Source organism: Oceanidesulfovibrio marinus, from assembly GCF_013085545.1.
Taxonomy (GTDB): Bacteria; Desulfobacterota; Desulfovibrionia; order Desulfovibrionales; family Desulfovibrionaceae; genus Oceanidesulfovibrio; species Oceanidesulfovibrio marinus.
Genome location: NZ_CP039543.1, coordinates 26752 through 50534, shown reverse-complemented (window position 1 = coordinate 50534; position 23783 = coordinate 26752). Strand labels below are relative to the sequence as shown.

The following is a 23783-nucleotide window of genomic DNA, read 5'->3' as shown; positions in this document are numbered from 1 at the left end:
CACACCACACGTATTGCGAGGCCTTGGACTTTGTCCCAACGTCCTGTCGGGGCTTATATCTCCTCCGCCTCCTCGGCCAGAAGCACCAGGTCGAAGTTCTCGTGCTTGCAGCGGTTGGAGAAGTAGAGAATCGTCAGGACCGTGGTGACGAACGCCATCATGATCATCTGCATGAACATGCCACCGCCCATGGCAACGAGAAAGAACGGCACGCCAGGAATCATTACCAGGACGTTCAGAAGGCCCGAAGGGATCATGCTGGCGATGCTCACGAGGACCAGCAGCAGAAATGCCTTGCCGTAGGCCCCCTTCATAAGCGTGGCGCTACGCTTCAACGCGGCGAATCCTGACACGCCCTCCAGAATGACGACGGTGAGGGACAGCACGTACCGCAGGAAAACCAGCGCCATGGCAACAACGCTTACGACGAATACTGGCATCATCAAAAAGAAGTGGTTGTGCCTGCCAACCAACCCGGAGAACAACTGGAACGCCCCGATAATCGCCCCAAAGACCAGGAGTATGGTGAGCACGAAGATGATCGTGGTCTTGATGAGCGGCCACCACCGCGACAGACTGTAGCGCAGGGCCACACCGGCCGATATGGGCTGACCAGTGTACCCTCTGGCGACGGCCAGGATGATGCCGCCGTGGGCAAAGAGCGCGCAAATACTCATGACCAGGCTGGATGCCGCCATCGTGGCGAACATCGCATGGAAGTTCTGCATGAGGAACTTCGGGTCCGGCGGCGGGTTTCCCGGCTGTGGAAAGAAATCGGCCTGACTGATCAAAGGCACGCCGCCGAACAACGCCCCCACACCAAAGACCAGCAAGACAGGAACAAAGGCCATAAGCGCCAAGCCGAGCAATGGCTTGTAATTGTCCTTGAACACATTGTAGCCGACGTCCAGAAGATCGCCCAGACGCAGCTCCCCGATCCGGTATTGCATGCCCCTGTCTCCTGTCTCTATGGGGTTACGCCGTCGCGTACTGCGCCATGTACTCGATGTCGAAATTTTCGCGTTTGCTGCGAGTCGAGAAGTAGAGAACGACGCTTGCTGCTATAAAGAATGACAACAGTAGGATATTTATAAACACACCCAACATAAATATTGCATAATCCGACGGAATAAATCTCATAGCACCGACCAACACTAGACCTAACACAAAGCGCGCAAGATAAAGGACTACTCCTTGCCACCAGGAACCGCCCATAAGTGACACACTACGTCTTATCGCTTTCCACCCAGATAAATCTTCGAGAATTACCACATTGAATGCCAGACACAGCCTTCCATAAGCAATTGACGACACCAATGTCATCGCGGTTCCTACAAATATAAATATTGTGAACATCAACACATTGCCCGTCACACCATTGCCTAACATGGCAATAGAAAATAAAACAAATATCATGCCAATACTTGACCAAGTATAATAAGGCAACATCATGAAAAATGTTTTGGGTATCGGCCACCATCTTGATGCCATAAAACGTATGCTTGTTGATGTCGATACAGGATGATTCAGATACATGCTTGCCATTGCGATCGCGAGTGCTCCTCTAGTATATACTGTGAATACCATATGCAAGAATGTGAACACTCCCAATCCAATAGCATACTCCCAGTAATGCTCGCGATACGTGTTCCATGCACCGGCCTTGTAAGCACTAATGATTTTAAAGACAGGCCACACACCAGAGAATGCCGATCCAAAGTACAGTATCAGATACGGACCAAAGACCACCGCGGTGATCGCCAGTAATGTTTTGCTGTGGTCCCTGAACACCTCGAAGGCGGTATCCAGTATCTGGCCAATGTGCATTGCACCAATCCGATATCGCATGGTCCCCATTCCCTGATCGCGAGTTTACATGGCGCGCCTATATCCTGCCGCGCATCGCCCATATAGACCAATACGATCCATAAGTAAAACAAATCACAGGGAATTTTCTATACCGGAGCAGTCTGGAACCAAGTTTCCGATATGGTATACAGCGGGAACCGGGTACGGCGGGCGGTTACAGCTTTGGCTGCGGCGGCGCCTTGTACGTCAGCTTGAACAGGGTGGGACCGGCCAGGCAGGTGACCAGCGCCAGCAGCACGACGCTGTCCTTGAACTCCGCCGTGATGAGCCCTTCGGCAAGGCCCACGGAGGCGGCGGCCACGATCAGGGAGAGGCGCGAGGAAAGCAGCAGCCCGGCCGAGAGCCCGCGCTTGAGCGGCTTGCCCCACAGCGGGAAGAGCAGGCCCGGCAGGCACTTGACCAGAAAGGCCAGAAGCACGAGCCCGCCGGTGAAGAGCAGCCGGTCCAACGTCAGCACATTGGAAACGTCGAACTGCATGCCCACGTGGATGAAGAACAACGGCACCAGAAAGCCGAAGCCCAGCGCCGATATTTTGGATTCGAGCTGCTCCTTTTCGCGGAACACGAAGGAGAGGATTGCCCCGCCCATGAACGCGCCCAGCACGGGCTCCAGCCCCACCAGCAAAGACAGCCCCACAAAGAGGAACAGCAGCGCCAGGGAGTAGCGCACGGACAGCTCCTGAGGGTCGGAGCCGCTGGCCGGCTTCATGATCTTCTCGGCGCGCTCCGGGTTCCACCACGCCCACAGCCGCAGCAGCCACAGCAGCAGCGCAAACCCCAGAAAGAGCGGCAGCGGCTGGACCATCCGCCAGGACAGCCCATGGCGGTGGAACAGGATGACGAAGGTGATGCCCAGCAGGGTGAGGAAGTCGGCCAGGGTCGCGGACATGAGCATGGACTGGCCAAAGTCCGTCCTGCCCAGGTTCAGCTCCTTGAGCACGGGCATGACCAGGCCCAGCGATGTGGTGGTAAGGATGAGCGCCGTGAACATGCCCTGGCCCAGCATCAGCGCGGCGCTCAGGGCAATGACCACCGTGGCGCCGAAGAACGTAAGCTGGAACGGCCCCTCCCGCTTGAGCTGCCGGCCCAGCATGGTGAAGTTGATCTCCATGCCGGACTGGAACATGAGCAGCAAAAAGCCCAGATGCGCCAGAAACGGCAGCCACTCGCCGCCCATGTTCAAGGACAATCCGCTCTTGCCCAGCAGCACGCCGAACAGGATCTCGGCCACGGCCGAAGGCACGCGCAGCAACCGGGACACGCCGGGCAGAACCGCCACCGCAAAGGTGACGAGCAGCAGCGGGAGAGCGTCATGCAGTTCCACGAATTATCCTTTTATTCCTGCGCCATAAGATCACAACAACGCTGCTTGAAAAATTCATTACCCAATTGAAAGTCTTTGGAAAGGGAGTCCGGGGGAATAACCTTTCTTCACAAAGGTTTACCCCCCGCAATACGTCATCCTGCGACGATAAGCACGGAGCACGTCGCCTTCTCGGCCACGTGCTCGCCCACGTTGGTGGCGAAGATGCCCGCGTCCGTGCTCGTGGAGCCGACGATGAGCAGGTCGTGCGTGCCCGAGAGCTTCACCAGCTCCTTCACCGGGTTGCCCCGACGCACCACCTCTTCCAGCGGCGTCTTGTGGATGTGGGAAAGCTCACGCACCCGGCTGATGATCCGCTCGGTGTCCTTGCCCTCTTCCTCGCCGCTGATGATCTCGGGCTCCTCCACCACGGCCACGGTGATCGAGCACTCCAGCTGCCGGGCGATGTCCACGGCAATGCTCAGGGCGCGCTCGGCCCGGGTCGTACCGTTGAAGGGCACCAGGATGCGCTCGTACGGAATGGTGAACCGCGCCACCAGCACCGGGCAGGCCAGATCGTGAGCCAGGCCGATGAGCCGCGGCTTGCCGAACTGCCGTAAAAAGCTGCTCTCCAGCGGCGGCACCACCACCAGCCCGAACTTGCCCTTCTCGTACACCTCGCGCACGGCGTCCAGAACGCTGCCTTCCTCGATGCGTCGCACGCTCAGCGCGATGGTCGGCGGCCAGTCCTTGGTCAAGGCATCCACGCCGCACTCCTCACCGGGGCAGAGCACGGTGGCGCGGTTCACCCGCGTGTTCTGGGCCAGATACAGCCCCTTGTTCAGCAGCTTGGACATGTCGGAGTACGTGCCGGCAGGCAGCGCCAGCAGCAGCTCCTGGCCGAACGCCAGCGGGAAGTGCGGGTTGCCGCATTCGATGAGCGCGCAAAACGTCTTGAACACGTCGGGCCGGCCCAGCACCACCAGCCGGTCATCCGACGCGATGACCAGGGAGTCGTCCGGGAAAACGAGCTCGCCGCCGCGGATGATGCCCGCAAGACGGTAGTTCTTGCCGTTGAAGGCGGTGGCCGGCCGGCCCACGATGCGGAAATGGTCGGCCGCATCCACCTCGAAGAGGTTCGCGTCGCCGGAAACCAGCGGCGTGACCTGAATGCCCGGGTCCTGCAGATAGTGGAGAATGGAGTTTGCAGGCAAAGACTCCGTGGGGATGAGCCGGATGTCCAGCGCCTGGAACCGGTCCAGATTCTCGGGGTCGCGCACGATGGACAGCACGTGCTTCACCCCGGCGTCCACGGCCTGCCGCGCCACGGCCAGGTTGGACTCGTCGTCGGACGTCAGCGCCAGCACGTAGTCGTGCGCGGCCATGCCGGCCCGCTCCAGCACCACCGGGCTGGCCGCGTCCTCCACAAAGGTCTCGACAACATTGGGGAAGATGGAGCAGGCGGTTTTCACGGCCTTTTCCGTCTTGTCGATTATCGTGACCTTCCAGCCGCTGCCCAGCATCTTGAGCAGCTCGCGCGTGAGCCGGCCGGCGCCGCACATGAGAATGCGCATGCCCGACGACTCCGCCGCCTTGCCCGCCGTTTTTCTGAAATCTGGTAGTTCCATTCCGAAACGATAAACCAATCAGGGCGGCCTCGGCTAGTCCGAGGCAACCCTGACATGCAACGCCCTCTCCGTGTTTCGAATTGTGACGCATCCCCAGCCGCCGCACGACGGCGCCAGGCGCTACATGTGCAGCAGGCCCATGACTCCCACGACAATGAGATAGATGGCCACCACGTAGTTCAGCAGCCGCGGCATGACCAGAATAAGGATGCCGGCGATCAGGGCGAGCAGCGGTTGCAGTGCGATGTTCATGTTCATGATGACGCTCCTTTCTTGGCATTATTTTTCTGTGGACGGCTTACCCGGCAACATTTCCGGAAGGCCGTATCCAGAGCATTATACACGAAACACAACCGCGTGTGCCCATTGCACAACAAATTTTTTCTAAGCGTCATCGCCGCTTATTGCCTCGATTCCCTGGCAAACCCGCATCGATCGGGGCTTCCGGCCGCATCAGTCCTTCTCGTTTTAGCCCCCAAAATCCCCAGTGACAAAATTTCCCCATAGAAAATTCGGAAACCGCCTTGAAAGAGCCCTCCGCACAGTCTACACTTGTCCTATTGTCAGAAGTTTTGATTCCGCCCGGTTTATTCCGCAATTGGTTCCGGCGCGGACACAATCATCATCCAAAGGAGACCCCCCATGAGCAACGAAGGCAAAAAGTACAAGTGCGAAATTTGCGGCAACGTCGTGGAACTCATCGTCGACGGCGGCGGCGAGCTCGTCTGCTGCGGCGAACCCATGCAGGAAACCAACGAGTAGCACCCCGCACTGCCCACTGCGAAGCGCGCCTCGGCCGGATTATCTCTGGTCGGGGCGCGTCCTTTTTGGTGGACCTGCTCTCCGAGGGATTCCACCCCTCGCACTCCGCGCCAGAGAGCCTGGCTCCCCGCCCCTCCAGCCAAAGACGCAAAACCAGACCAGCCACAGCAGTCACGTCTCCACGCGCTCCACGGCGCCTGTATAGACCTGTGAGCAACTCCCGGACGCTCCCCCCATCCCCGCGAGCTCTGTGACGCCAGCTTCCGCCGGCGTCTCGGCCCCCTCGTTTGTCCTCGCAGGAACATGCAGCCTTAGCGCTCGCCGCGCCGAGGCAAGTCCCATGCGCCCTGTCTCTGTAGCTACTCAAAATTATTGGAAAAATAAAAATAGATATGACCAATATGAAAATTAGTGTTGACGAAATTATTTTTAAAAAATAAATTTGCACCAACTTCAACGGAAACCACGGCAAGTGGAGAAAAAGCAATGCGCAAAACCATTATCAGAGCGGGGGAATACCATGACTCGGTCTTCCTCCTGAGCATCTCGAAAAAGCTGCGTGCCCTGCCCGGCGTCAACCAAGTCGTCGCTGCCATGGGCACGGATATGAACAAGACCGTCCTGGAGGACACCGGCCTGCTCGATGAGTCGGGTCGGGCGGCGACCTCCAAGGACCTGATTCTCGCCCTGGACATCGCCGAGGAGGATGTCGCGAACACCGTGCTGGCAGAGCTGGACTTCTGCATCGCCGGCGGGGAATCCGGGGGAGATGGCCCGAAAGACTATCCCTCGCTGGACATGGCCAATGCCGCCCATCCCGACTCCAATCTGGTCATGATCTCCGTGCCCGGGGCCTTTGCCGCCCTGGAAGCGGAGCACGCCCTGGAGTTGGGCAAACACTGCTTCATCTTCAGCGACAATGTGGAGCTCGCGGACGAGGTGGCCCTGAAGAAGCTGGGCCGCGAAAAAGGTCTGCTGGTCATGGGGCCCGGCTGCGGCACCAGCCTGATCGGCGGGTACGCCCTGGGCATGATGAGCGCAGCGGCGCGCGGGCCCATCGGCATCGTGGGCGCCAGCGGCAGCGGCATCCATCAGATGGCCATGATCATCGACCGGGCGGGCGGAGGCATCTCACACGCCATCGGCACCGGCGGACGCGATCTCTCGGACGAGGTGGGCGGCAGCACCATGCTCGCCGGCCTGGAGCTGCTGGAGCAGGACCCCGAGACAAAGGTGCTCATCCTGGTGTCCAAGCCCCCGGCGCCGGCCACCATGCAACGCATTCTCGAACGCGTGCGCCAGTGCTCCAAGCCTGTCATCGTGCACTTTCTCGGCGGCGATCCGGAGCTGGTCCGCAAGGCCGGCGCGCTCGCCCCGGAAACTCTGGAGCACGCCGCCCGCATGGCGATGGCTCTGGTCGCCGGGGAAACGCTTCCAGCGTCTCCGTACGAAGACTATGCGCGCGAGCTGGACCCTGTGGCCGCATCCCTGGCCAAGGCCGGCGGCGGCAGCCTGCGGGGGGTGTTCTGCGGCGGAACCCACGCCGAAGAGGCCGCCCTGGTGCTGGAGCGGTTGGGACTGACCGTGCACAGCAACCTTCCCCTGCCGTGCTGCGCCAGCCTGAAGTCCCCTCTCCAGAGTGAAGGCGACTGCATCATCGACATCGGCGACGAGATCTTCACCCAGGGCAAGCCGCATCCCGTCATCGAGCCGTCCATCATCAATCCCCGGATCATCCAGGAGGCAAGCGACCCGCAGACAGGGGTCATCCTGCTGGACATCCTCTGCGGTTTCGGCGCGCATCCAGACCCGGCCGGCGTGGTGGGAGACAGCATCAGCCAGGTCCTGCGCGAGGCGAAACAGCGCGGCCAGGAGCTGGCCGTGGTGGTCAGCCTGTGCGGCGTCCACAACGATCCGCAGGATGTCGAGGGGCAACGGCGCACGCTGGAAGAGGCCGGGGCCGTCGTCTTCTTCAACAATGCCCAGGCCGCATATTGCGCCGGCAAAACCATTTTGCTGCGTCGAGGTGAGAAGCAATGAGTAATCTTCTAAACAGTACGCTGTCGGTCATCAACGTCGGGCTCTCTCACTTTGCAGACAGTCTGGACGCGCAAGGCATCCCCACTGCGCGCGTCAAGTGGTCGCCGCCTGCCGGAGGCGACCCGGTCCTGGCCCGCTTTCTGCGCTCGGGCCTGCAGTCCATTGCCCAAAAGGTGGAAGAGGCCAACGCCAGGGCCTTCAAGCACATCATCAATGCCGAACCGTACTGGGTCGGCATCAAGCGCGCACGAGACGTGGTCCCCGGCATGGAGCCCAACGTCATCCTGCATTCCGGCCCCCCCATCTCCTGGGATCGCATGGCACCGGTCCAACAAAAAGGCATCCTCGGCGCGGTCCAGCACGAAAAGCTGGCCGAGGATGAGGCGGGCGCGCTCCGCCTGGTTGAATCGGGTGCGATTTCCGTCCGCTCGGCCATGGACATGGGGGTGGCCGGCGCCGGCGCCGGTATCGTCAGCCCGTCCATGGTCGTCAACGTCTGTCGGGAACGCAATACGGGCAAGGAGGCGTACTGCGTGCCCTTCGAGGGCCGCGTGGGGCTCGGGGTCTGGGGTGTCTACAACCCCGAGGTCGAGGCCACCCTCCATCGGATCGAGACCGTGCTGGGCCCGGCCATTGACAAAGCCCTGGCAGCCTCGGACGGCATTCCGGTGAGGAACATCATCGCCCAGGGCCTGCAGATGAACGACGACACTCACACCCGCCAGACCGCCGAGGGCTATATCCTGGTCAGCGAGATCATTCCGCTGCTGTTGCAGGCAGACCTGTCCAACGCCATCCTGCAGGAGTGCGTGGACCTGTTCGTAAGCTCCGAACGCTGGTTCCACCCGCTCGGCATCGCCAGCGCGCTGTCCGTGCTCAAGGGAATCAAGGGGATGGAGTACTGCACATTGCTGTGCACCATGTGCGGCAACGCCGTGGACTATGGCATCCAGGTGAGCTGCCTGGGCGACCGCTGGTTCACCAGCCCGTCCCCTTACCTGACGGGCATGTACCTTTCCCCAAAATGGAGTCAGAAGGACGCCGTGCCGTGGATGGGGGACAGCTGCATCGTGGAGGCGTACGGCCTTGGCGCATTTTCCGGAGCGGCCGCCCCGGCGGTCATCCGCCTGCGGGGGGGAAGCTACCAGGACGGCATTCAGCAGTCCGAGGAGATGAAGCAGATCACAACCGGGGTCAACTACAACTACCCCATTCCGCTGCTCGGGTTCTCCGGGCCTCCCACCGGCATCGACATTCTCAAAGTCGGCATGACAGGCATCACGCCGCTGGCCCACGGCGGCATCATTTCTCATCAAGGAGGTCAGATCGGCGCAGGTGTTGTGCGTCTGCCCTTCGAATGTTTCAGGGACGCCATCCACGGCGTGTCTGAAAGGTACGGCTTACAGGCATGATGAACCACCAGTAACCCAAGGAGTTCGTTATGAAGATGTTCCGTCGCACAGTAGTGGCCTTAGCAATGGCAGCATTGATTTGCAGTGGATTGAGTACGCCATTTCTCTCGGAAGCCCATGCCGCCGACGCACCGAAATTCATGACCATCGGGGGCGGGAGCAGCGGAGGCACCTTCCAGGTTGTAGCCAACCTGTTCGCCCAGGTGCTCAGCAAGGAATCCGGCATCAAAGTCACGGCTCAGAGCACCACTGGTGCGGGCCAGAACATCATTCTAATGGGACGTAAAGACCTGGAGATGGGCATTGTTGACAGCCTTACCAACCAGAAGGCCGTCAATGGGGAAGACCAGTTCAAGCAGCATCCGAACAAGGATGTCCGGGCCATCTCGCTGGTCTACACGCAGGCGTTCCACCAGCTGGTGCGCACCGGCGAGGACATCAACAAGATGTCCGACCTCGTTGGGCGCACCCTGGTGGTGGGCGGTCCTGCAAGCGGCACAGAGCTGCAGACCAAGACGATCTATGCGGCGCACGGCATCACGTACGACGACATCAAGCCGCAGTTCCTGGGCATCAACGAAGGCCTCGATCTGCTGCGCAACCGTCAGGCCGACGGTGAAACCGCAGTGGTGCCCTACCCCTTCTCCACCTTCACCGAGCTGACCATCACCAACCAGGGCAAGCTCATCTCCCTGGACGAAGACGCCATCGCCAAGCTGACCACGCCCGGCTCCCCCTTTGTGCGCCTCACCATTCCGGCCGAGGTCTACAGCAACCAGAAGGAGCCCATCCACACTGTGGGCAACCCCACTGTACTGGCCATCGATGCCGGCGTGAGCGACGACCTCGCCTACACGTTCACCAAGGCATTCTGGGAAAACATCGACTGGCTCAAGGAACAACATCACGCGTTCAAGAACCTCACGCTCGAGGATGCGGCCTCGGCGCCCATTCCCCTCCACCCCGGCGCAGCCCGCTACTACAAGGAAGTGGGCGTCCTGAAATAAGCTCCGGTTTACCTCGGATCCGCGGGACCTGGGTCCTCACGTCAACCAGTCCCGCGGGCCCGCAATATCGCTTCTGCACTGAAAGGAACCCCCACACCGGATATTTTCCGGGGAGGTCTCAGAATGAGTAATGATACGTCTCAGTTGTCGAAGTTGGATGCTCCGCAGGAAGGCGCCTGCCCGGGGAATGCCGAGGACATAGCGGAGCGGGCGGAAAGCGGAGTGGCCAAGCGGGAGTACACCGGGCCATGGGGCAGGATCATTCTGGTCATAGCCGTGTCCATGGCAGTGTTCCATCTCTACACCGCGGGCTTCGGTCTGCTGGCGGCCATCCGTCAGCGCGCTGTGCACCTGGCCTTTGTCCTGCCGCTGGTCTTTCTCATCTACCCGGCACGCAAGACATCCATCAGGAGCCGTCCCTCTATTCCCGACATCATCCTGGCCGTGCTGTCCGCGGTCTGCGCCGGCTACATCGTCGTCAATTACCAGTCCATCGTGTTCAGGGGGGGCATGCCCAACAACACGGACATCGTATTCGGCCTCGCCACGCTGGCCCTGGTCATCGAGGGCGCGCGCCGGGCGCTCGGCATCGAGCTGGCCACGGTGGCCGTCGTCTTCCTGCTCTACGGCTATTTCGGTAAATATATCCCGGGTATCTTCGCCCACCGCGGCGCAGACCTGGGCCGCCTGGTCGACCACCTCTACCTGATTCCGGAAGGCATCTTCAGCGTGGCCCTGGGCACATCAGCCACCTACATCGTTCTCTTCGTCATCTTCGGCACGTTCCTGGAGCGTAGCGGACTCGGCCAACTGGTGCAGGATATGGCGCTTGCCCTGGCCGGCAAGGCCATAGGCGGCCCGGCCAAGGTGAGTATCTTCGCCAGCGCCCTGTTCGGCTCCATCAGCGGAAGCGCCGCGGCCAACGTCGTCTCGACCGGAGTTTTCACCATCCCGCTCATGAAGCGCATCGGCTACCCGGCCGAGTTCGCCGGCGGGGTGGAGGCCGTTGCTTCCACTGCAGGACAGCTAATGCCGCCCATCATGGGCGCCAGCGCCTTCATCATGGCCGACTTTCTTGGCGTGCCCTATCTGGACATCGTCAAGGCCGCCATCCTGCCGGTCGTCCTCTACTACACCGGCCTGTTCGTAATGGTGCACATGCGCGCCCGCAGGCTCGGTCTGCGCGGGCTGCGCGACGACGAGCTGCCCAAGCTGTCCACGGTGATGAAAGAGCGCGGGCACCTGCTTATCCCCCTGATAGCCATACTCATCATGCTGGTCATGCAGTTCACGCCTCTCTACGCTGCATTCTACGGCATCATCATCACCCTGGTGGTGACCCAGCTTCGCAAGCACACGCGGCTCAGTTTCCAGGACATTATCTGGGCGCTGGAGACCGGGGCGAAGCGGTCCGTCAGCATCGCCGCGGCCTGCGCCGCCGTGGGCATCGTCATCGGAATCTCCACCCTCACCTCGGTGGGCAATACGGTGGGCGAGTTCCTCCTGGCCATGGCGCAGGGGCAGCTGCTGCCGGCGCTGTTCATGGTCATGATTTTCGCGCTCATCCTGGGCATGGGCCTTCCCACGGTGGCCGCCTACATCATCCTGGCCACGGTCGCCGCCCCCATCCTGACCTCGCAGTTCGGTCTTCCCAAGCTGGTGAGCCATTTCTTCGTGTTCTACTTCGGCCTGATGGCCAACGTGACGCCACCGGTGGCCATCCCCGCATATGCAGCGGCCGGCATAGCCTGCTCAAGTCCCAGCCGCACCGGCTGGACTGCCTTCAAGCTGGCGCTGGCCGGATTCCTGGCCCCTTACCTCTTCGTCTATTCGCCGCAAATTCTTCTCTACCAATTTACCTGGGCAGCCCTGCCTGAAACCCTCTGGGTAGCCTTCACCGCTATTTTCGGTGTCTTCCTGCTGGCTTGCTCGATCGAGGGCTTCCTGCGCCACCGGCTGGCCACCTGGCAACGCTTCCTTCTCGGAGCGTCTAGCCTTCTGCTCATTGAACCGTCGATGATCACCGACACCATCGCCTTCACCATGCTGGTCCTGGTGCTCAGCGTGCAGTTCATCACCCAAAAACGTCTCGTTCACCCCACAAGCGGGGAGTAAGGAGTCTATCGTGTCCAAAGAAAAGCATCCCGCCCTTCGCGGCAAAAAGGAGTTCGGCGTCGCATGGGCGGAGCGGGAGGCCCTGCTGCGCGGCCTGGGTCTCTCACGCGAGGAGCTGGAGAAGCCGCAAATAGCCATCATCAATACCTGGAGCGACATTAATCCCGGGCACCGCCATCTTCGAGGCATCGAAGAGAGCATCCGGACCGGCGTGGTCCGGGCCGGCGGGCTTCCCTTCCGCTTCAACGTATTGGGCCTCTGCGACGGCATCGCGCTCATCAACTCGCAGTACATCCTGCCCAGCCGTGATCTCATCGTGAACGAGATCGAGGTTTACGCCGAGGCCTACGGCATGGACGCCATGATTCTGCTGGGCACCTGCGACAAGATCATCCCGGCCTTTCTCATGGCCGCCGGCAGGCTCGACATCCCGGCCCTGGTGGTGACCGGAGGCTACATGCCTGCCGGCGTGCACCCCAAAAGCGGGCAGCTGCTCTCCTTTGTGGACGTCGGCCGCAGCGTAGGCAGCGTGCAGAGCGGCGCCATGACGCGGGAGGACCTGGACGACATCATCGACAACGCCTGCCCCGGCCCCGGCGCCTGTCCCATGATGGGCACCGCCAACACCATGTGCATCCTGGCCGAAGCCGTGGGCATGACCATGCCGGGCAACTCCACCACCCCCGCCAACTCCACCAAGCTGCTGCAGCTCGCCGACTCCGCCGGCGAGCAGATCGTGCACCTGTGGGAGCAGGGCGTAACCGCCCGGAAGATCATTACCGAGCAGAACATCCACAACATGATCTGCGCGGACCTGGCCATGGGCGGCTCCACCAACTCCCTTGTCCACGTGCCGGCCGTGGCTACCGAGGCGGAGCTGGACATTGACTGCCTGGGCCTCTTCGACAAGCTGAGCCAGGATATCCCGCTGCTCATGGGCATCACGCCCAACGGTCCGCACCTGATGCACGACTTCGACCGCGCCGGCGGCGTGCGGGCCCTGTTCAGCGAGCTCTCGGACTTTCTGGACAAGGACAGCCTGACCGTGGCCGGAACGACCGTGGGAGAGAACGTGGACGGGATCGCGGTCAAAGACGCCTCGGTCATCCGATCATTCGACGACCCGCTCAGCAAGGGCGGAGCTCTCGCAGTCCTGCGGGGCAACCTCGCGCCGGGCGGGGCCATCGTCAAGGTCTCGGCCGTGCCGGAAAACCTGCTGATCTTCCGGGGCACGGCCAAGGTCTTCCACAGCAACGAAGACGCCATCGAGGCGCTACGCAACGGCGGCATCGAATCCGGCGACGTCATCCTCATCACGTTTCAGGGGTGCAAGGGCGCGCCCGGACTCAACAGCACCTTTGTCGTCACCTCCGAGCTGGCGGGGTCGCCCCTGGCCGACTCCGTGGCGCTTATCACCGACGGACGGTTCTCGGGCGCGACCGAAGGCGCCTGCATCGGCTACGTGTCCCCGGAAGCGGCCCTGCGCGGTCCGCTGCTGGCGGTCTGCGACGGAGACATCGTCTCCTACGACATCCCCAATCGGACCATCAGTGTGGAGCTGAGCGAGGAGCAGATCGCCCAGCGCATCCATGACGCCGAAATGCCGCTCACGTACCGCAAGGGCTATATCGGCATCTACCAGCGCACGGTGCAGTCGCTGTCCAAGGGGGCGGTGCTGCGCGGCATGGACGAGGAAAACGTATAGTCCCGCGTCGCTACGACGTGTTTCGAATAAGGAACTTCGATGTCCTATATTCTCGTGGTCAACATAGGCAGTACCTCGTTGAAGTACCGCCTTCTGCAAATGCCCGGCGGCGACACCCTGACGCGGGGCTACATCGAGCGCATCGGCGGCGCGGCCTCGCCCTACTCCTGGCAGACAGGCAGGCACAAGGGCTCCTGCAAGCTGGACACCAGCCAGGGAACCATACAGGCCATCTCCGCCATGCTGGACATGCTGGTGAAAGGCGCGGGGGCCACGCCGCCCGTACTCCGCGACATCAACGAGGTGGCCGGGGTGGGGTTCAAGGTCGTGCACGGCGGCTATTCACTGCGAACGAGCGCGCGCATCACCGAGCACGTCCTGGCCTGCATGGAGGACTTCTCCCGGGTCATGCCGGCGCACAACCCGCCCTACATCCAGGCCATCCGCGAGTTCCAGCGCCTTTTGCCGGACACGCCGCTGGTCGGGGCCTTCGAAACCGCCTTCCACCGGGACATGCCGGACTACGCCAGCGTGTACGGCCTGCCCTACGCCTGGACCGAGCAGCTCGGCGTCCGGCGCTACGGCTTCCACGGCGCGTCACATCGCTATGTGAGCGAACGCGCCGCAGAGCTGCACGGACACCCCCTGGAGGATCTGCGGGTGCTCGTCTGCCATCTCGGCGGAAGCTCCTCGCTGGCTGCCGTGCAGCACGGCGTCTGCGTGGCCACCAGCATGGGCTTCACCACGCAGAGTGGCCTGCCCATGGCCAAGCGCAGCGGCGACCTGGATCCCTTTGCCCTGCCGTATCTCATGGAAAAAACAGGGAAGAGCCTGCAGGAAATCCTGGACGTGCTGGTGACGCAAAGCGGCCTGGCCGGCATATCCGGCCTTTCCGGAGACATGCGCGACCTGGAGGAGCAGGAGGCGACCAACCCACGGGCGCATCTGGCCATTGCCCACTTCGTGCACGAGATCAAAAAGTACCTGGGCGCGTTCGCCGCGGTCATGAACGGGCTGGATGTCGTGGCCTTCACCGGCGGCATCGGTGAAAACTCCGCCCGAATCCGCCGGGATGTCTGCGCGGACATGGACGTGCTCGGGATCGAGCTGGACGACCGGCTGAACGACAACCCCGACGGGGAGCGCTGCATCTCCGCGCCCGGCTCTCAGGTGGCGGTCTACCGGATCCCCACCAACGAGGAGTTCATCGTGGCGCGAGAAACCCTGCGTTGCCTGGCGGAGCAACAAGGAGGAACCGTCAGTGACTATTCATCACGAAACTGATGTCCTGGTCATTGGATCCGGCATCGCCGGCATGCGGGGAGCTCTGACCGCAGCCCGAGCCGGAGCCCGGGTGTGCATCGTGAGCCTGGGCACCGGTGGCAGCCCGGACATCATGGGGTTCAGCGCGCCCGTGCTGCCTGGCGATTCTGCAGACCTGGTGCTGGCGGACATCAACGCCAGCGGCCAGGGGGTGAACAACCCCGCCCTGGCCCGGGTATTTGCCCAGGGTACCGAGGAGATCGTCCCAGACCTGGACATCATGGGCGTCCCCCTGAAAAAGGACGTCACCGGCCGCTGCATCCCCCTGCAGGCACTGGGCACCAGCTATCCGCGTCTGGTGCACCACTACCGGTGCATGACCGGCGTGGAGATACTGAAGAAGCTGCGCCGCCAGTTGTCGGATCAGGAAGTGCAATCCATACGCGGCGTCATGATTTTCGATCTGCTGCTGGACAAGGGCGCAGTATGCGGCGCGTTGGGCATCGACGTGGACAGCGGCGAGTTGCAGGTGTTCAAGTGCCGCGCCGTGCTGCTGACCACGGGCGGCTCCGGCCGCATCCACGCCTTTTCCACGTACCCGGCGGACATCACCGGCGACGGCATGGCCATGGCCTACCGCGCCGGGCTCGACCTGGTGGACATGGAGTTCCTGCAGTTCGAACCCTGCGGATTCGTCACGCCGGACGCCATCCGGGGCAGCCTGGTGCCCACCACGCTGCTCAAGGCAGGGGCGGAGCTCCGCAACGCCAACCAGGAACAGTTTGTGACGGATTTCAGCTCGATTCAGAAGGACGAGCTCTCGCGCCGCATCCATCGAGAGATCCAGGAAGGCCGGGGCACGCCTGCCGGCGGCGTCTGGTACGACGTCACCATGCTTCCGGAAAGCCTGGTGAAGGAAAACCACGCGATCTTCTACGAACCGGCGTTGCGCGGGGGCATCGACATCAGCAAGGAGCCGGCGCAGATGGCGCCTTCGGCCCACACCTTCCTGGGCGGCGTTGTGGCCCAGCCGGACTGCGCCACCGCGGTGACCGGCCTGTTCGCCGCCGGCGAGATCCTGGGCGGCGTGCACGGGGCCAACCGCATCGGCGGAGACGGCGGGGCCTCGGCCCTGGTCTTCGGCAAGGTCGTTGGCTCGACCCTGGCGTCCCAATACGCCGACCTGCCCATAGCCACGGAAACCCGCGTCCTGGATCTGGCGCGCGAGGGCTCCGACTTTCTGGATGCGGCCCGCGCCAGGCAAAACGGCGAATCGCCGGGTCTCTTGCGCGAGGCTCTGCGGGAGCTCATGCAGGCCCAGGTGGGCATCATCCGCACCGAATCGGGGCTTGCCCAGGCCGCCCGGAAGCTGGAGGAGCTGGAAGCCGCGGCCACGCAGTGCTCGGTTTCCCAGGCCAGGGAGGCCGGACAGCTCTGTTCGCTCTGGAACATGCTGCTGACGGCCCGGATGATGATCGGCTCGGCCAGCCTGCGTACGGAGAGCCGCGGGGCGCATTTCCGCGAGGATTTCCCCGACCGCGCAGAGGATTGGCAAGGCGTCAATGTAATCGTGCGTAAGCAAGACCAGGATATGCAGTTTGCCAAGCGTCAAAGCGCCTGACCGCTATCAGGCGAGCGGCATGCTTCGTCTGGCAGGCGTGGCCCTGGGCCCCACCGCCCGGCGGGTGCTGGGCCCCTGCAAGAGCGGATGCGTGCTGAGCAGCCATAGCAAAGGCGTATACTGCCGTTTTGGAGACGACATATTACTGGTGCAGGAAGCCGGCGAGGAGGTCGTGCCGTTCGGCATTCTCCTCGCCAGCCTTGCCCCATTGACCGGAGCGCGAGCCGGGAGCCCACTGCATTGCAGCGGAGAATTACTGTGCTTTCATCATCTTGGGATTGTTGTTGATTGCGCGAACGCGCCGACCCCGCAGCCCGTTGATTTCTCGCTGGACATCGAGCACTTGCCGCTCCGCCTGGAACGGCTGGTGCGGTCGGCAACTGCCCTTGGATCGGGAAGCGCGATGCTTCTTGCGAACCACCTGCCGGTCCTGAATGGGGGAGGAGAGGCCCCCCCCGAGCTTGCGGACGTGTGGGCCCGTGCGCTGTGGAACCCATTGCGAAACATGGCGGAATATTGTAAAAATCAAGGCGATCAAGCTTCGGCCCGGCGGATGCTGCATGATCTTCTGGGACTGGGACCGGGGCTGACGCCGCTTGGTGACGATATTATCTGTGGAGCGATGGTCGCAGCGCGTGAGCTCGAAAGAAACTTTCCTTTTTTGCGCCCGGTACGCGAAAATATGTCACTCGCCATACAGGAACTCTGCAGTTCCCGCACTACGCCGCAAAGCGCCGCTTTTTTGAAGAGCGCGGCGAAAGGGGAATCGTTTATCCTTTTGCTCCGCGTAATGCGCCAGCTCTTCGGCCGTCGCCATGCGCGCCCGGCCAGCCCGGACAGGGTCTCCTCCCTGCGCTCGCTTCTGGGAGTCGGCCACTCGTCGGGGCAAGGGTTCCTGCTGGGCATCATGTTGGTGGCGTGGCAAACAGTGAATAACCCTGGACATCGGCATTTCCTGCCGACAAGGTAGAGTATCAATGGCACCACGGCAGGCAAAAGGGGGGAAAACCGCCAAGAAGCTGGCGGCGGACAGTCTACGGGACTCCATATTTCGGGGTGAGTTCAAACCCGGAACGCCCCTCATCCAGGAACAGATCGCCAACCGCCTCGGCGTAAGCCTCACCCCGGTTCGCGAGGCTTTCACACAACTAGAAAGCGAAGGGCTGCTCGTCATATACCCCAACCGGGGAACCATGGTCACGCCCCTCTCATCGGAGGAGGCGCTGGAGACGTTCGAGCTGCGCCTTTTCATAGAGTCTTCGGCCCTGCAGCTCTCCATCCCCGTGCTCACAGAGGAAGATCTGGATACGGCGCGCGGCTTCCTTGAGGGATCGAGCGAGGCTGTCGAGGATGGCGTGCACAACGGCCTGGCCTTCCACTATGCACTCTGCGCGCCGTGCAACAGGGCGCAGACCCTGCGCATCTTGCGCATGCTCCACACCACAAGCGAGCGCTACCTCCGCTGGTTCTTCTCCATGGACCCCCAACGGTACAGGGAGTCCACAATACACGAGCACCAGGCCATCCTCTCCTTCTGCGAACAGAAGAACGTCGACGAGGCGCTGAAGGTTCTCAAGATGCACCTGCAAATCACGTTCACCAGCCTGAGCGAGTACTTCAGCAAAGGGCACCTCTCCAGCTTCAACCGGCCCCCGATTACCTTTCCTTCCTCGTAAGCTGCAAAATCGTCGTCAGCCCATAAAGCGCAACGACTCATTTGGCCCCCGACCGGATCACCCCCGGTCGGGGCGCGTCATTTTTGGTGGGAAGAAAAGCAGGAGAACTGGAAATGTCTCTCGCGTTTCGCGGTGGACGTTATTCCCCTGGCGGGGAGTATGAGGGGCAGCGCCCGGGCCCGCAGGAGGCATAAAAAAGGCCGGCTGAGAAGCCGGCCTGGCGGTCATTGAGTGGTGGGCGATCCGAGATTTGAACTCGGGACTTCCACCGTGTGAAGATGGCACTCTAACCGCTGAGTTAATCGCCCGAGGGAGTACATAAGGATTTCAGCCATGGGATGCAAGTGCTTTTTGACATTTCCTTGTCACATTGACCATGGCACGCTGAACGTATATGAGCAAAGCCGCCTACCCCGAATTGAAAATCCCTTCATCTCATACGAGGTATTATACCTATGCGACTTCTTGTCACCGGAGCGTGCGGCTTTATCGGCGCCAACTTCCTCTACTATTTGTTCGAGACCGACCCGGATGTCTACGTCGTCAACCTCGACAAGCTCACGTACGCGGGCAACCCCTTGAGCGTGAAGCCCCTGGAGGATGCGCACGGCGGCGTCCGGTACTTTTTCGAGCACGGCGACATCAATGATCCCGAGACGGTCAGCCGGATCATTGAGGAGCACAAGATCGAGGCCGTGGTGAACTTTGCGGCCGAGAGCCATGTGGACCGGTCCATCAACGACCCCTCGCCGTTTGTCACCACCAACGTCCAGGGCACGCAGAACCTGCTGGAGTGTGCGCGCCGCGCCGGGCTCGAACGGTTCGTGCATGTCTCCACGGACGAAGTCTATGGCACCCTGGGCCCGGACGGCAAGTTCACCGAAGAGACCCCGCTGGCGCCCAACAGCCCCTACTCCGCCTCCAAGGCCTCGGCCGATCTCTTCTGCCGCGCCTACTTCGAGACGTACGGCTTCCCTGTGGCCATCACCCGCTGCTCCAACAACTATGGGCCGTACCAGTTCCCGGAAAAGCTCATCCCTCTCATGTTCACCAAGGCCGAGAACGACGAGCCCCTGCCCGTGTACGGCGACGGCAAGAACGTGCGCGACTGGATCTACGTGCGCGACCACTGCCGCGGCGTGGACCTCACCCTGCGCAAGGGCAAGCCCGGCAAGGTCTACAACTTCGGCGGCAACGCCGAGAAGCAGAACATCGAGGTGGTGCGCACCATGCTCTCCACCCTTGGCAAACCGGACTCGCTCATCAGCTATGTGAAGGACCGGCCCGGCCACGACCTGCGCTACGCCATGGATTACTCCTACGCCCAGAAAGAGCTCGGCTTCGAGCCGGAGTACACCTTTGAACGCGGCCTGAAGGAAACCATCGACTGGTACCGCGACAACCGCGAGTGGCTCGACAACGTGCGCAGTGGCGCCTACCTCGAGTTCATGAAAAAGTGGTACGGAGAGCGCTCATGACCGATGCGAACACCGCCAAACGCGCCGTCGTGCTCGGCGGCGTCACAGGCATGCTCGGCCAGGCCCTGGTCAACGTTCTGAACAAGGCAGGCTGGGAGGTCGTAGCCCAGAGCAGGGACGACGTGGACGTGACCACCTGCTCCGCCCTGGACGAGTACTTGGCCGGCCACGCGCCGGACGTGGTGTTCAACGCCATCGCCTACACCGCCGTGGACCTTGCCGAGGACGAAAAGGACAAGGCGTGCGAGCTGAATAAGAAGCTGCCCGCATCCCTGGGCCGCATCTCCAAGAAGCAGGGCTTCAAGCTGGTCCACTACTCCACGGACTTCGCCTTTGACGGCCGCAAGCAGATGCCCTACGTGGAGACGGACGAGACCAACCCCCTGTGCGTGTACGGCAAGTCGAAATTGGACGGGGAAAAGGCCCTGCTCGCCACCGAGGCGCCCGGCGCCCTGATCCTGCGCACGGCCTGGCTCTTCGGCCCCGGACGCAAGAACTTCGTGCAGACCATCCTGAACCTGGCCAAGGACCGCGACAGCCTGAACGTGGTCCACGACCAGATCGGCTCGCCCACCTACACGCCGGATCTCGCGCGCTACTCCCTGGAGCTGGTCGACGCCGGCGGCGAGGGCATCTACCATATGGTCAACTCCGGCCAGGCAAGCTGGTGCGAGCTGGCGGCCGAGGCCGTGCACCTGGCCGGCCTCTCCTGCGCCGTCCGCGCCATCCCCTCGTCCGAGTACCCGCAAAAAGCACACCGCCCGCCCTACTCCGTGCTCAGCACCGAGGCCTTCACAAACAAGACCGGCACCACGCCCAGAGCCTGGGTCCAGGCGCTGCGCGAGTATGTGTTCAAGGATCTGGGAGCTGTCGAGTAAGGCGGCACCCTGTCCAGAAAGATAGACGTTCTGTCTCGATTATTGGACAGAACAAACGGCCCGGATCGCAACTGCGAACCGGGCCGTTTGTTGTCTGAAGAACTATTTTTTATGTGGTGGAGCCGAGGGGCGCTGCTCCTCGAACACCCCGCAAGGGGCAATGCTCCCTTGATCCTATTCTGGGATTCGAAGATTGCTCCCCCTGGCCAGGAAAGCCGCCTGACGTCAGTGGACGGCCATGCCCCACCCCTTCGCAAACATTATTATGCCCATGATTATCAAGAAGAGGAAAACAAAGTGGGTATACTGCTTGGTCGAGATGCACTTGTAGAGCGTGAGCCCCCCTGCTGCGCCCAGGGCTATGGGCACGAGACTCGCCGCCAGGAGCAACAGCACCTTGGCGTCGATCAGGCCCGCAAATGCATGCGCCGTGGACACGATACCCGAGCTTATCGTGAAGTAGGCTATCAGCGTGGTTTTGACCGTATCACGTTTCCATCCCTGAAGCGCCACCCATGCGGTCACGATGGGCCCTCCACCGCCGAATGCGGCGGATACGGCAGCGCCGGCCGTTCCCACGAGCACCCCCCACCAGTGGTTCACGGGGATGACAGGCAGACGGACCGTCAGGAAAAGCAGACTGAAAAAAACGATGAACGCGCCCATGAGCATGCGAATGATGCCCTCCGGGACGTAAACCAGCGCAAACGTCCCGATGATCACACCAAACACATTGCCCAGGGTGAGCGGGGCCAACTTCCTCCAGTCGAAATCCTTCCGAAGCCGCAACAGCAACGGCAGGGAGCAGACAAGCCCACTGAGCACACACAGCGGCGTCCCTGTCCTCATCGGCAGAATGAGGCTCATGATGGGAAGCGCAACAATCGTCAGACCAAATCCAGCCAGCCCCTGCACCATACTGCCGAGTGCAAGCGCGCCAGCAGTCAAGCACACCTCGGCAAACGTTACAATCACCTGTTATAGCTCATAATCAACCACACGGCGCTCGGCTGCTACAGATTTGATGAAGGCGACCACTTCCAGATGCCTGGGGTGCTCGGCGTATGTTTTCAGGTCTTCCAGGGTGTCAAACTGGGAGAACAGCGCGATGTCCGTTTCCGGGTCGGACACCAGGATATTGGTCGAAACCTCCAGCCGCTTCAGGCCGGGGATGAGATCATTGATCGCGTCCAGCCGTTTCTTCATTTCCCGGGCGTTCTCAGCCTTGTTCTCTTCCTTGAGCTTCCACATTACGATATGCGTGACCATTTTTTCCTCCTTTGTGTTGATACCGTTACGACGACATAGCCCATATCGGATGGGATGGATACCCGCTCCGAGAGGCACTGCCCCTCGGGCTCCCCGCAAGGGGCCGGTGGCCCCTTGACCCCATTCTGAGGGTCTGGGGGCATCGTCAATGGACCAATCGTATTTTCTTTTCCCCTCCCTTGACATCCGCTTTTTTACCCAATATAGGAGGGGCGCTTTTTGTATGACTGGGAGTACGTCTTCTCCTCCCAGCAAATGGCCCTTCCCTGCCGTACACCAGCAGTCTTTCCGTTGGTGCATGGCCTTAACTTCCAAATACAAACAGAGGTTATGCGCCATGTTCTTCTTTATTTTATCCCAGATTGGACTCGCCGGGCTCCATCGCCCAGTGTAGTCCGCCTCTTCTTCGTACTCCATACGTTGGCGCGGCTTTCATAGCGAAAGCCGTTTGATTGCGTGCATCCGCTGCTGCGGATTGGTGCGTTGTTACTCATTGTACTCCAATGTGAGGATAGCGTCATGTCTATTGTCCTGCATCGTATTCAACTCCAAAACTTTAGCTAGGAGCACCCAATGCTCACAACTTTATCAACAATATTTTGCAACAAACAACTTTTCATATGGAGCACGCAATGGATACCGGAAAAGATTATCTCATGGAGCCGTATTTTGAGCAGAGTAAAGTCCGCAGGCGTAAGCGAAACCGGGTTACAAGCAAAAAGTCCAGGATGAGCTATAATCAGTACCTGCAGGTGAAACAGCACGTCCTGGAGAGTCGATCCGACAGGCGCTTCTACTACTTCAAGGACAGATACGCCCTCATGCTGCTGCGCCACTTTGTGGGCGAGGGCAAATCAGTTCGGGAGATCAAAGAGAGCCCCTTTGCCAAGCTGCTGGGCAGGCCCGTGCTCAAGGAGCTGCTCGCCCGCCGCGGAGGTGCCTGCATAACCGGGGACGATCTGGTCAGCATCTGGCCGGCCGTGCCCGAGTGCTTCCACATCGCCATCGACGACTGGGGCAGCGAAACCAATGAGCGGCATTCCTGGTGCCAGACCTCGCGACCCGGTATGAACCTCGTGGTCATGCTGAACTTCAGCAACACGCACAACAATATGATGTTCGGGGGTGTTCCCAACCAACTGCATCGCTACTTCTGCTATGAAGACCACCCGCATACAAATGGGCAATGCACTATGGCGTGGTCGCGGGTCGATATTGCTGAAGATGGGGGCGAAGCCCTCATCGAGGAGGTCCAGAACGATTGGCTGCGTGAAGCCGAGTGGTACCTGTACCTCTACGATGAGGACAAAGGACCGCGTGGTGTCTCCCCAAAAGAGCACAGGTGTTTGGTCCGCTATGCCCACGCCGTACTGGAGCGCTACGCGCCCATCTGGCAGGAGGCCATGCTCGCCGCGGCTCTCCAGGTCCTCAAAAACGATCTGGGTATCGGGACGATCTACTACCACACCTTCGAAGGCGGCAATCTCCTGAAAAACATGACAGACGACTTCGCGCCGCCGCGCTCGATCTACACCCAACTGCCCAAGCGCTTCTGCTTCCCGCCCACCACCGAGACGCCCGCAATGCTGGCGCATGAGCTGGAACGCCTCCAGGACCGCAAGGGCCGCCCTCGGCCCGTGCGGTTCCAGAAGCTGGAACTTTGATCGAGCGGAATCTGCGACACAGGGACGGACCGGGGGACGCTGTCCCCCGACGCCCCCTGCCAGGGGAATTAAATTCCCCTGGACCCCAAAACG

Annotated in this window: 20 protein-coding genes and 1 tRNA gene; 13 read left to right on the top strand and 8 right to left on the bottom strand. The window is 61.3% G+C overall.

Going from position 1 to position 23783, the window contains the following annotated elements; genetic code table 11:
• Nucleotides 1-53: 53 nt before the first annotated feature.
• The 5 genes from E8L03_RS00225 to E8L03_RS00205 all read right to left on the bottom strand — a co-directional run bounded on the left by E8L03_RS00225 (nucleotide 54) and on the right by E8L03_RS00205 (nucleotide 5058).
• Nucleotides 54-950, bottom strand: a complete 897-nt coding sequence (locus E8L03_RS00225) for a hypothetical protein (protein WP_171266229.1) — start codon at nucleotides 948-950, stop codon at nucleotides 54-56.
• Nucleotides 951-975: 25 nt separating this feature from the next.
• Nucleotides 976-1848, bottom strand: a complete 873-nt coding sequence (locus tag E8L03_RS00220; protein ID WP_171266228.1) for a hypothetical protein — start codon at nucleotides 1846-1848, stop codon at nucleotides 976-978.
• A gap of 175 nt (nucleotides 1849-2023) precedes the next feature.
• Nucleotides 2024-3193, bottom strand: coding sequence for a cation:proton antiporter (locus E8L03_RS00215; protein WP_171266227.1), 1170 nt, complete (start codon nucleotides 3191-3193; stop codon nucleotides 2024-2026).
• Between the two features lie 134 nt (nucleotides 3194-3327).
• Nucleotides 3328-4746: an NAD-binding protein gene (locus E8L03_RS00210; protein ID WP_171266226.1), complete on the bottom strand. Its 1419-nt coding sequence runs from the start codon at nucleotides 4744-4746 to the stop codon at nucleotides 3328-3330.
• A gap of 174 nt (nucleotides 4747-4920) precedes the next feature.
• Nucleotides 4921-5058 carry a DUF3096 domain-containing protein gene (locus tag E8L03_RS00205; protein WP_144304977.1) on the bottom strand — a complete coding sequence of 46 codons (138 nt, stop codon included), beginning with the start codon at nucleotides 5056-5058 and terminating at the stop codon, nucleotides 4921-4923.
• Nucleotides 5059-5442: 384 nt separating this feature from the next.
• On the opposite strand from E8L03_RS00205, the gene E8L03_RS00200 reads away from it, so the two are divergent.
• The 10 genes from E8L03_RS00200 (at nucleotide 5443) to E8L03_RS00155 (ending at nucleotide 18401) form a co-directional block, all read left to right on the top strand.
• Nucleotides 5443-5562: a desulfoferrodoxin FeS4 iron-binding domain-containing protein gene (locus E8L03_RS00200; RefSeq protein ID WP_144304978.1), complete on the top strand. Its 120-nt coding sequence runs from the start codon at nucleotides 5443-5445 to the stop codon at nucleotides 5560-5562.
• Between the two features lie 486 nt (nucleotides 5563-6048).
• On the top strand, nucleotides 6049-7602 hold the full coding sequence (gene fdrA, locus E8L03_RS00195) for an acyl-CoA synthetase FdrA (RefSeq protein WP_171266225.1): 1554 nt from the start codon (nucleotides 6049-6051) through the stop codon (nucleotides 7600-7602).
• Complete coding sequence (locus E8L03_RS00190) at nucleotides 7599-9014, top strand: YlbE family protein (RefSeq protein ID WP_171266224.1); 1416 nt, start codon at nucleotides 7599-7601, stop codon at nucleotides 9012-9014. The genes fdrA and E8L03_RS00190 overlap by 4 nt, the downstream gene beginning before the upstream one ends.
• A gap of 29 nt (nucleotides 9015-9043) precedes the next feature.
• On the top strand, nucleotides 9044-10021 hold the full coding sequence (locus E8L03_RS00185) for a TAXI family TRAP transporter solute-binding subunit (protein ID WP_144304981.1): 978 nt from the start codon (nucleotides 9044-9046) through the stop codon (nucleotides 10019-10021).
• Nucleotides 10022-10144: 123 nt separating this feature from the next.
• Complete coding sequence (locus E8L03_RS00180) at nucleotides 10145-12136, top strand: TRAP transporter permease (protein WP_144304982.1); 1992 nt, start codon at nucleotides 10145-10147, stop codon at nucleotides 12134-12136.
• Between the two features lie 10 nt (nucleotides 12137-12146).
• Nucleotides 12147-13841 carry a dihydroxy-acid dehydratase gene (gene ilvD, locus E8L03_RS00175; protein WP_171266223.1) on the top strand — a complete coding sequence of 565 codons (1695 nt, stop codon included), beginning with the start codon at nucleotides 12147-12149 and terminating at the stop codon, nucleotides 13839-13841.
• 39 nt (nucleotides 13842-13880) lie between these two features.
• Entirely contained in the window at nucleotides 13881-15125 is a 1245-nt protein-coding gene (locus tag E8L03_RS00170; RefSeq protein ID WP_171266222.1) for an acetate/propionate family kinase, read from the top strand.
• Complete coding sequence (locus E8L03_RS00165) at nucleotides 15103-16725, top strand: FAD-binding protein (RefSeq protein WP_171266221.1); 1623 nt, start codon at nucleotides 15103-15105, stop codon at nucleotides 16723-16725. Before E8L03_RS00170 ends, E8L03_RS00165 begins: the two co-directional genes overlap by 23 nt.
• A gap of 19 nt (nucleotides 16726-16744) precedes the next feature.
• The gene (locus tag E8L03_RS00160) at nucleotides 16745-17695 is read left to right on the top strand and encodes an oxamate carbamoyltransferase subunit AllH family protein (protein ID WP_171266220.1); all 951 of its coding nucleotides are present in this window, start codon (nucleotides 16745-16747) and stop codon (nucleotides 17693-17695) included.
• Nucleotides 17696-17702: 7 nt separating this feature from the next.
• A complete protein-coding gene (locus E8L03_RS00155; RefSeq protein ID WP_144304987.1) occupies nucleotides 17703-18401 on the top strand; it encodes a GntR family transcriptional regulator in 699 nt (232 codons plus the stop codon).
• Between the two features lie 232 nt (nucleotides 18402-18633).
• On the opposite strand, the gene E8L03_RS00150 is transcribed toward E8L03_RS00155, so the two are convergent.
• Nucleotides 18634-18709: transfer RNA gene (locus tag E8L03_RS00150), tRNA-Val, on the bottom strand.
• Nucleotides 18710-18856: 147 nt separating this feature from the next.
• Between E8L03_RS00150 and rfbB the strand changes: the two genes are divergently transcribed.
• Together rfbB and rfbD are read left to right on the top strand one after the other, a co-directional pair.
• A complete protein-coding gene (gene rfbB / locus E8L03_RS00145) occupies nucleotides 18857-19879 on the top strand; it encodes a dTDP-glucose 4,6-dehydratase (RefSeq protein ID WP_171266219.1) in 1023 nt (340 codons plus the stop codon).
• A complete protein-coding gene (gene rfbD, locus E8L03_RS00140) occupies nucleotides 19876-20757 on the top strand; it encodes a dTDP-4-dehydrorhamnose reductase (RefSeq protein ID WP_144304989.1) in 882 nt (293 codons plus the stop codon). The genes rfbB and rfbD overlap by 4 nt, the downstream gene beginning before the upstream one ends.
• 225 nt (nucleotides 20758-20982) lie before the next feature.
• Here rfbD and E8L03_RS00135 read toward each other — a convergent pair whose 3' ends face one another.
• On the bottom strand, nucleotides 20983-21732 hold the full coding sequence (locus E8L03_RS00135) for a sulfite exporter TauE/SafE family protein (RefSeq protein WP_144304990.1): 750 nt from the start codon (nucleotides 21730-21732) through the stop codon (nucleotides 20983-20985).
• A gap of 3 nt (nucleotides 21733-21735) precedes the next feature.
• Nucleotides 21736-22026 (bottom strand): Dabb family protein, encoded by a 291-nt coding sequence (locus E8L03_RS00130; RefSeq protein WP_144304991.1) that lies wholly within the window; start codon nucleotides 22024-22026, stop codon nucleotides 21736-21738.
• Between the two features lie 728 nt (nucleotides 22027-22754).
• On the opposite strand from E8L03_RS00130, the gene E8L03_RS00125 reads away from it, so the two are divergent.
• Nucleotides 22755-23690 carry a hypothetical protein gene (locus E8L03_RS00125; protein WP_171266218.1) on the top strand — a complete coding sequence of 312 codons (936 nt, stop codon included), beginning with the start codon at nucleotides 22755-22757 and terminating at the stop codon, nucleotides 23688-23690.
• The last annotated feature ends 93 nt before the right edge of the window (nucleotides 23691-23783 follow it).

Excerpts from the sequence above, each read along its gene's own strand:
- E8L03_RS00185 (WP_144304981.1), top strand. The coding sequence starts at position 9,044 with ATGAAGATGTTCCGTCGCACAGTAGTGGCCTTAGCAATGGCAGCATTG.
- E8L03_RS00130 (WP_144304991.1), bottom strand. The coding sequence starts at position 22,026 with ATGGTCACGCATATCGTAATGTGGAAGCTCAAGGAAGAGAACAAGGCT.
- E8L03_RS00205 (WP_144304977.1), bottom strand. The coding sequence starts at position 5,058 with ATGAACATGAACATCGCACTGCAACCGCTGCTCGCCCTGATCGCCGGC.
- E8L03_RS00225 (WP_171266229.1), bottom strand. The coding sequence starts at position 950 with ATGCAATACCGGATCGGGGAGCTGCGTCTGGGCGATCTTCTGGACGTC.
- E8L03_RS00160 (WP_171266220.1), top strand. The coding sequence starts at position 16,745 with ATGCTTCGTCTGGCAGGCGTGGCCCTGGGCCCCACCGCCCGGCGGGTG.
- rfbB (WP_171266219.1), top strand. The coding sequence starts at position 18,857 with ATGCGACTTCTTGTCACCGGAGCGTGCGGCTTTATCGGCGCCAACTTC.
- E8L03_RS00180 (WP_144304982.1), top strand. The coding sequence starts at position 10,145 with ATGAGTAATGATACGTCTCAGTTGTCGAAGTTGGATGCTCCGCAGGAA.
- E8L03_RS00170 (WP_171266222.1), top strand. The coding sequence starts at position 13,881 with ATGTCCTATATTCTCGTGGTCAACATAGGCAGTACCTCGTTGAAGTAC.
- fdrA (WP_171266225.1), top strand. The coding sequence starts at position 6,049 with ATGCGCAAAACCATTATCAGAGCGGGGGAATACCATGACTCGGTCTTC.
- E8L03_RS00155 (WP_144304987.1), top strand. The coding sequence starts at position 17,703 with ATGGCACCACGGCAGGCAAAAGGGGGGAAAACCGCCAAGAAGCTGGCG.
- E8L03_RS00210 (WP_171266226.1), bottom strand. The coding sequence starts at position 4,746 with ATGCGCATTCTCATGTGCGGCGCCGGCCGGCTCACGCGCGAGCTGCTC.
- E8L03_RS00200 (WP_144304978.1), top strand. The coding sequence starts at position 5,443 with ATGAGCAACGAAGGCAAAAAGTACAAGTGCGAAATTTGCGGCAACGTC.
- E8L03_RS00190 (WP_171266224.1), top strand. The coding sequence starts at position 7,599 with ATGAGTAATCTTCTAAACAGTACGCTGTCGGTCATCAACGTCGGGCTC.
- E8L03_RS00125 (WP_171266218.1), top strand. The coding sequence starts at position 22,755 with ATGAGCTATAATCAGTACCTGCAGGTGAAACAGCACGTCCTGGAGAGT.
- E8L03_RS00220 (WP_171266228.1), bottom strand. The coding sequence starts at position 1,848 with ATGCGATATCGGATTGGTGCAATGCACATTGGCCAGATACTGGATACC.
- rfbD (WP_144304989.1), top strand. The coding sequence starts at position 19,876 with ATGACCGATGCGAACACCGCCAAACGCGCCGTCGTGCTCGGCGGCGTC.